Source organism: Nostoc sp., from assembly GCF_036917755.1.
GTDB lineage: Bacteria > Cyanobacteriota > Cyanobacteriia > Cyanobacteriales > Nostocaceae > Nostoc.
Genome location: NZ_JBALFC010000017.1, coordinates 1 through 7413, shown reverse-complemented (window position 1 = coordinate 7413; position 7413 = coordinate 1). Strand labels below are relative to the sequence as shown.

The following is a 7413-nucleotide window of genomic DNA, read 5'->3' as shown; positions in this document are numbered from 1 at the left end:
ACTTGAGATACGTCCCTGCATATTCTGGTTTCTCCTGCCACCCTACAAAAAATATTTTCCTCTATTTCCGACCCCTTTTTGCGGTGACGTGTACTGAGTGAAGGTCTTAAATATTTAGTAAATAATGTGTATCAAAAACTCAGTTACGTCAGTAGCGGTTTTGAAGACGAAGACCAAGTGAGCAATGCCTTAATTCGTGACACTCAAGAACAAGATATCAAGGGATTTGCTGCTAACGCTGCTGCTCATAGTGAAATGCGAGCTTGGTTAATGGAAGAAACTCGTGTTCACCGCCAAGTCAGTATTCGAGCTTTAGGAAATAAATTTGCGGGGCGTCCCTATGGTTGGTCAGAATTCGATACTTTGGGAGTAATGGCGGAACTTGCTAATAAATGTGTAGTGGAACTGCGACACGCTCAAGGTAATGTTAATCTGCGTGAAAAGGGTCTGGTGGCTCAGTTGCGATCGCGCAAGGGAATGGAGCAATATACCATCCGGCTTGCAGATATAATTGACCCAGCTAGCTTGAAGATTGCTAAGGATATAGCCAGTCATTTGTTTAATGGCAAAGTGTCTAGCGATCCACAGTTGCTTTTTGATGATTACAAAAAAGTTTTAAAAGAACGTTGCAAAGAATTAGAGGGCTGGTTAACCCAAGCTGAGGGCGGGCTACCTTTTGCGGAATTGCTGCAAACTAACTTAGCACTCCTGCATGACTTGCTAGCAAACAACGGTGCGGCTGAATTTTTCGGATGTTTTCGCTTGCGTCGAGATGAGATAGAAGAGTATATCGAGGATGTGCAAAAGCTGCAATCTTTCTTCAATATACAAGTAAAGCTGTTCCAGCAAGCGCGTGATGACTTAAAAAGTCTAGAACCAGAACTGCGCCACATAAACGATCCAGATTTGCTCAAGCGGGTGGATTTAGTTAAGCAAATTTTGGCAATGTCTGACCCGACTACCAAAATTCCAGAATTAGCAATGTTGCTCAAACCTGTTAAGGATAAGGTGCAGCAGGCGCTAACAAGTCAAATCTACCAAGTGCAGACTAAAGGCAAAGCAATGCGGGAGAAATTAGCTGAGTATGTGACTTCTGCTCACCAAGATATTTCTGCCCAGCTAGACCTCACAAATCTCACCCAAGATATTGATAAAGTTGTCACCTCAGTTGATCAGGTAGCAAGCATTGATTCCGCGATCGCACATCAGAGTGAACTAGAAAACATCCTCCCACATTTGCTGGAAAAAGTAGACAAGCTTGCTAATGAAATCATCGAGCGTCAATCGAGCAATGGCAGTTATAGTACAGCAACGTTTATCAAATCTATCGTATCGGTTCAGGTAGCGAGAGTTGCAACTAAGTCGCTACTGGAAACACCCCAAGATGTGGATGTTTATTTAGAGGCTTTGCGGAATACTCTACTGGATAAGATTCACCAAAATCATCGCGTCCGTCTTGAATAAATCTGGCGGGGCGGCTCTCCTGTTTTGCCTACTCCAAGCCTAAATGCAACTTGAGAGCAGCATCAACTAATTGCATCAAATCCTGATTCAAACAACCTACCCCATCTCCTAAAATGCGCTGCTTTGAAATCGTGCGTACCTGCTGCGCTTGTACCTTAGAAGGCTTAGATAAACCACTCTCCTCTGGATTCAATAAAACCTCAAAAGGATAAACACGACTGACGTTAGATGTAATCGGTAAAATTGTCACCGTACTAGCAGCACTGTTATTAGCATCATTGCTCACAATTAGCACAGGTCGGCGTTTATCCATTTCTGACCCCACTACTGGACTGAGATTAGCATAATAAATTTCACCACGTTTCATCTGTTAACCCATCCCCTATCGTCAAATCCCAATCTGGGTCAACTTCCGCCGAAGCTTGGCTGTAAGCTTGCTCTAATTCCTGATAGCGCAGTAACTCCAGTGCTAACTCAATGACTTGAGAGCGAGATTTACACCCCTTTGTCACTTTGTAATTCTCAATAAACTCTATCAAAGATGCTGGTAAGGAAATGGATAGTTTTTCCGATGACATGGTATTACCAAAAGGTAACTATATTTTTCTTACTTTATAGTAGCCAAAATAGTAGGGAATCAATATAAATCCTGGCAAATAGAAATTCCATAGCAAAACTCAGTTAAAACGCGGTGGTTATCAAGGTGTTAGTCCGTTAAAACTGACTTGGGTTAATCTCTCCGAAATTGAATGCGGGGTGGTTGATGTGAAAAACTACCAATTCTCTAGCACCTCAATGAACCGCACTGCTATTAAAAACTTCGCAATTTGGGCGCGTCGCTACTTACGGGAACAAGTAAAAGCCCGTGCTGCTCAGTATGGGATTACTGACAAAAGCATCATACAATCCCAAACCGTTACAGGTGGGCTGTTGGTGGCGGGTCAAACGTTGAATGCAACAGAAACAAACCAGTATGAACAATTGCGAAATCGCTTGCAAGATTTAACGCTAATTTCCAGCCCAGCCCAGGCGGTAGCTACACTGATAGATGAAATTGCCTACACCTGGTTTAACCGTTTAGCGGCGTTGCGATTTATGGAGGTGAATGGATATATTGGGCGGGTGTTGAGTAGTAGTGACCCGAATTTGGTAGACCCTGATTTGTTGCGGGATGCTAGTTCTATTGCCGAAATGGGGGATTTACCTGGACTTGACTTGGATACTCTCAATGAGTGGCGTGGTTTTGCTAATCGTGATCCTAACCCGGATGAGTTTCTCTATCGGCGTCTGCTGTTAGCTCAGTGTAAAGCTTTGGCAGAGGGAATTCCGGCAGTGTTTGACCCTCGCCAGAACTACCAAGCGCTGTTTTTACCTGGAAATCTGTTAAATCAGGATTCAATTGTCAGGCGACTGGTGAAGGAGATTCCAGAGGAAGACTGGCAGGATATTGAAGTAGTGGGTTGGCTGTATCAGTTCTATATTTCTGAACGCAAGGATGAGGTAATTGGAGCAAAGTCGAAGGTTGCAGCCGCAGATATCCCCGCCGCGACGCAATTGTTTACCCCGCATTGGATTGTTCAGTATATGGTGGAGAACAGTTTAGGGCGGTTGTGGTTAGAGTCTCACCCGGAATCACGCTTGCGGGAATGTATGCCGTACTATTTGGAAAATCAGGAACCTCTCCCTAACCCTCTCCTGGGAGGCGAGGGGACAAGAGAAGAAAATTCTTGCTCTCCTCAGCGCGTCGAGGAGAGGTCTTTAACGCCTCAAGAGTTGACTGTGATAGATCCTGCTTGTGGTAGCGGTCATATTTTGGTGTATGCGTTTGATTTGCTGTTTGAAATTTACAAAGAGCAAGGTTATTTAGAGCGAGATATTCCAGCGCTAATTTTGACACACAATTTGTATGGTTTGGATATTGATGAACGTGCAGCGCAGTTAGCGAGTTTTGCGGTGTTAATGAAAGCACGGGCGCATAATTCTCGCATTTTACGGAAACCGCCTACTTTGAATATTACGGCTGTGCGTTCTACCCATAGTCAGACTTTACCACTAGCGACGGAATTGAATCCTGAAGATTGGGAACCGTTAATTGAGGCTTTTAAGGATGCGGACAATTTAGGAAGTTTGATTACTCCGCCACCTTTTGACGTGGAAAAATTGCAAGGGCAATTGAATAATTTGGAAGCGAGTAGTTCACTGTTTCGAGAGTATGCTCCAATTTTAAGAGAGTTAGTTTTACAAGCAGAGTTTTTGAGTAAGACGTATTGGGTAGTAGTTGCAAATCCGCCTTATATGGGCAGTAAACATTTAAATACAATACTTCAAGCATTTGCAGTAAAGAATTACCCTGATGCAAAATCTGACTTATTTGCAATGTTTATTGAGAGAATTGATAAATTCACAGTTCAAAATAGTGCCATAGGTTGTCTGATGCCTTTTGTATGGATGTTTTTACCAAGTTATGAAAAATTTCGCTTGAAAGTTATAAAGCAATTTACTATTACCTCACTCATACAGCTTGAATATAATGCTTTTGAACCTGCTTGTGTACCTGTATGTACCTTTACACTTAAAAAATCAACTAATCAAGATGAGTTAGGTACTTATATCAAATTGTCAGATTTTAAAGGTCATCAGAACCAAGCTCCTAAAGTAATAGAAGCAATATCTAATAAAAATTGTGGTTATATTTTTAGATGTAAAACAAAAGATATTTATAATTTTCCAAATAATGTTATTGCTTATTAGGCTAGTGAAAAAGTAAAAACCATATTTATTAATGCCAAGAAACTGCGCGATTTAGGTCATGCTTGTTCAGGAATTCAAACAGGTAATAATGATAGATTTTTGAAGCAATGGTATGAAGTTCAGTTTGATAAAATTGGTTTTAGTTTAACTTCACGTCAAGAAGCATTTAGTTCTAAATATAGATGGTTGCCTCATAAAAAAGGAGGAGAATACAGAAGGTGGTATGGAAATTGTGATTTTATAATAGATTGGGAAAATGATGGTCATGAAATTATTAATAACCCAAGTGCAAGACCACAAAATTTAGACTATATGTTTCAGGAAGGTGTCACTTGGTCTCATACAACAGTTGTAGCTTTTAGTGCTAGGATTTCAAACTTAGGTTACACATTTAATGTCGAAGGTCCGACATTCTTTTTTCCTAATCCAGTAATTATTCTTAGCTACTTTTGTTCTAAGGTTGTAACTCATTTTATGGAATTAATGAACCCTACATTACATTTTCTTGTAGGAAATGTTTCATTACTTCCATTTGATGATAAGGTATTGCATCTTATAAGTGAAAAGGTAGAAAATACTACTAGTAAGGCTATATATATTACTAAACAAGACTGGGACAACTTTGAAACCTCCTGGGACTTCCAAACACATCCCCTATTACGCCACAACACCAAACACCTCACCGAAGCCTTCAACATTTGGCAAAGCAAATCAGAAACCGCCTTCCGCGAACTGCAACGCCTAGAAGAAGAAAATAACCGCTACTGGATAGACGCTTACGAATTACAAGACGAACTCACCCCAGAAGTACCCGACAACCAAATCACCATTCGCCGCGCCGACTTAAACAAAGATATCCGTTCCCTCATTTCCTATGCCGTCGGCTGTATTATGGGGCGCTATTCCCTCGACAACCCCGGACTAATTCACGCCGGACAACCTTTTGACCCCAGCCTACACCAAACCTTAAACGCCAGCAGTGATGCAATAATTCTTATCACAGATCAAGAATACTTTGATAACGATATCGTTGCCCGCTTCCTAGAATTTCTGCGCGTCGTCTACAGTCCCGAAACCCTTATCGAAAACCTCAATTTCATCGCCAACGCCCTCACCCTCAAAAACGGCGAAAGCGCCCAAGAACGCATCCGCCGCTACTTTCTGCAAGAATTCATTTCTGACCACATTCAAACTTATAAAAAACGCCCCATTTACTGGCTATTTACGAGTGGTAAAAAACGAGCCTTTGGCGCATTAGTCTACCTACACCGCTACAACGAAGACACCCTCGCCCGTATTCGCACCGATTACGTTTTAGAATTGCAAGTAAAATTAGACGGTGAAATTGTACGCGCACAGCAACAGCTAGAAAATGCCAGTTCCAGCGCCGCCAAAAAAGCCGCTACTAACCGCCTGAAAGACTTACAAGCGCAACAGCTAGAACTACGGGATTACCAAGCCAAACTACAAACCTTAGCCGATGCACGAATTAATCTTGACCTTGATGATGGTGTAGCGTACAACTACACGCGCTTCAAAGGTTTAGTTTATGAAGGGTCAGATTTGAAAATGGCTGATTTAGAAAAAGCATCACAGTGGAAAAGGGAATTGTTGAAATGAATTGATACCATTTCCCAAAATACCTAATACGATTTGACTCTAATTCTTACCCCCTGCCCCCTGCCTCCCCTGCCTCCCCTGCCTCTTCAGGCTGTAGCAAATTCTGTGAAACCTCTTTTACTAGGATGATGGAAGCCTAAAACAATCTCAGTTTGCGGTATTCCGGCTGATAGCAAATCATCAACAACGCATAAATTTGTTGCATCTTCTTCCACCCAAATTTTGCCGTTTTTAATGCAGAGATACATGATAATATGCTGTATCTGCTTTTTGTCATTCCAGCCAAATCGAAACCAAAGATATTGATCTCTTTGTTCATCAAAAGCCAAGCGATCGCTTGCCTCAACTTCCCTAGATTCGGTAATTTTATCATTAGTCATTTCATAATATTCAATCAATATCTTTTTGATAGCATTGCGGTATGTTTCTAGCTTATCCATTGTTGAATTTCCTCCTTATCTGTATTAACAACTATTAACAGAAGTTGATTTTCCTTGATGACTGCTTGTACAGATTTGCGTTGAAAAAACTTATAATAGACAACATCATCAATAGCTAAATAAAGTGTGTATACTGGCTCAGTAAGTTGAATGAGTTTTCGATAGACAATGTACTGTCCTAAAGCCGAGTGAAAATCATACATTAGCGATTTGCCCACAAAACTCTTGATTTCTACAACAATTTTTTGTCCCTGACGTTCTGCGGCGATTGGTTTTTCTGCTGCCAAGTCAGCGTAGAGTTCAGCATCCTCATATTTGATAAAGTAAGGATCAGCCGTAATAGTCCAACCGTCTTTTATCAATGCGTTCTTGACTTCATTATGATATATATCTTTAGCTGGCATGGTGGAACTATTGAGTAATAGTTTAATTGTAAAGTGTGTGCCATATTGGGTGGAAATTAGATTATAAAATACACTTTCTCATCACTCACCCTGCCTAGCATGAACACCGCTCGTATCCAAAATACCTTAGAAACCCTCTTTCAAGATTCTGCCCGTTGGTTACACTCAGGACGGCGGGTGGTGTTTTGGTACGACCCTGAACAACAATTTGCCAGCAGTTTTAATGAACTCCAACTTGAAGGCGTAGAGAAACTCCAACTCGCTGACACCCCTTTCACCGTCAAATATCGCTTACTTACTCTACAACCCAATCAAGCATTTCTACTGTACGCACCCTTTCCCGAACCTGCGCCCCAAGAAAACTGGCTTCTGGACATCCAAAAAAGCGGTTTAACTTTTTCTGCTGACCCGGCTGCCCTCATGTATGCAGATTTAGGATTGCGATCGCGCCGTCTAGAGATTATCATCCGGGAACAGATAAAATTCTTTAAAAGCCGCAAACGGACAGAAGCCTTGCAAGCAATGGGCATTTCCCCTGATAGCGACGAACGAGAATTACTTCTGGCTCTGGTGGCAAAACCACAGTAGCGAACCTTTTCTACAATATGTCCACCCGCCGCATCGGACTGGTAGGTTTATTCTAGTGTGGTAAAATTTACTAGAGAAGACGACTCTCTAAATTAGCCAAGTAACCCTTGGGATCTCTGCGAAATCGATATTGTTCAATTCTGGCA

General features: G+C 41.6%; 7 protein-coding genes and 1 pseudogene. 4 read left to right on the top strand and 4 right to left on the bottom strand.

Annotated features, from left to right (window positions below; all coding sequences use genetic code 11):
* Window positions 1–126: 126 nt before the first annotated feature.
* On the top strand, window positions 127–1464 hold the full coding sequence (locus V7L05_RS05780; RefSeq protein WP_335162644.1) for a hypothetical protein: 1338 nt from the start codon (window positions 127–129) through the stop codon (window positions 1462–1464).
* A gap of 28 nt (window positions 1465–1492) precedes the next feature.
* Here the strand turns inward: V7L05_RS05780 and V7L05_RS05775 are convergent, their stop codons facing one another.
* Complete coding sequence (locus tag V7L05_RS05775; RefSeq protein WP_334821331.1) at window positions 1493–1831, bottom strand: type II toxin-antitoxin system PemK/MazF family toxin; 339 nt, start codon at window positions 1829–1831, stop codon at window positions 1493–1495.
* Window positions 1818–2042, bottom strand: a complete 225-nt coding sequence (locus V7L05_RS05770; protein ID WP_335162642.1) for a CopG family transcriptional regulator — start codon at window positions 2040–2042, stop codon at window positions 1818–1820. Before V7L05_RS05770 ends, V7L05_RS05775 begins: the two co-directional genes overlap by 14 nt.
* A gap of 217 nt (window positions 2043–2259) precedes the next feature.
* Here V7L05_RS05770 and pglX point away from each other — a divergent pair.
* Window positions 2260–5835 (top strand): annotated as a pseudogene (gene pglX, locus V7L05_RS05765) (BREX-1 system adenine-specific DNA-methyltransferase PglX).
* A gap of 86 nt (window positions 5836–5921) precedes the next feature.
* Here pglX and V7L05_RS05760 read toward each other — a convergent pair.
* Both V7L05_RS05760 and V7L05_RS05755 read right to left on the bottom strand, forming a co-directional pair.
* The gene (locus V7L05_RS05760) at window positions 5922–6275 is read right to left on the bottom strand and encodes a XisI protein (protein ID WP_335162640.1); all 354 of its coding nucleotides are present in this window, start codon (window positions 6273–6275) and stop codon (window positions 5922–5924) included.
* On the bottom strand, window positions 6263–6679 hold the full coding sequence (locus V7L05_RS05755) for a XisH family protein (protein WP_335162638.1): 417 nt from the start codon (window positions 6677–6679) through the stop codon (window positions 6263–6265). Before V7L05_RS05755 ends, V7L05_RS05760 begins: the two co-directional genes overlap by 13 nt.
* 99 nt (window positions 6680–6778) lie before the next feature.
* Here V7L05_RS05755 and V7L05_RS05750 point away from each other — a divergent pair, with 99 nt between their 5' ends.
* Both V7L05_RS05750 and V7L05_RS34615 read left to right on the top strand, forming a co-directional pair.
* On the top strand, window positions 6779–7267 hold the full coding sequence (locus V7L05_RS05750) for a hypothetical protein (RefSeq protein WP_335162636.1): 489 nt from the start codon (window positions 6779–6781) through the stop codon (window positions 7265–7267).
* A complete protein-coding gene (locus tag V7L05_RS34615; RefSeq protein WP_442937836.1) occupies window positions 7234–7323 on the top strand; it encodes a BREX system Lon protease-like protein BrxL in 90 nt (29 codons plus the stop codon). The genes V7L05_RS05750 and V7L05_RS34615 overlap by 34 nt, the downstream gene beginning before the upstream one ends.
* The last annotated feature ends 90 nt before the right edge of the window (window positions 7324–7413 follow it).

What these genes read in the sequence shown, in the direction of transcription:
- V7L05_RS05750 (WP_335162636.1), top strand. Translation starts at nt 6,779, where the DNA reads ATGAACACCGCTCGTATCCAAAATACCTTAGAAACCCTCTTTCAAGAT.
- V7L05_RS05755 (WP_335162638.1), bottom strand. Translation starts at nt 6,679, where the DNA reads ATGCCAGCTAAAGATATATATCATAATGAAGTCAAGAACGCATTGATA.
- V7L05_RS05760 (WP_335162640.1), bottom strand. Translation starts at nt 6,275, where the DNA reads ATGGATAAGCTAGAAACATACCGCAATGCTATCAAAAAGATATTGATT.
- V7L05_RS05775 (WP_334821331.1), bottom strand. Translation starts at nt 1,831, where the DNA reads ATGAAACGTGGTGAAATTTATTATGCTAATCTCAGTCCAGTAGTGGGG.
- V7L05_RS05770 (WP_335162642.1), bottom strand. Translation starts at nt 2,042, where the DNA reads ATGTCATCGGAAAAACTATCCATTTCCTTACCAGCATCTTTGATAGAG.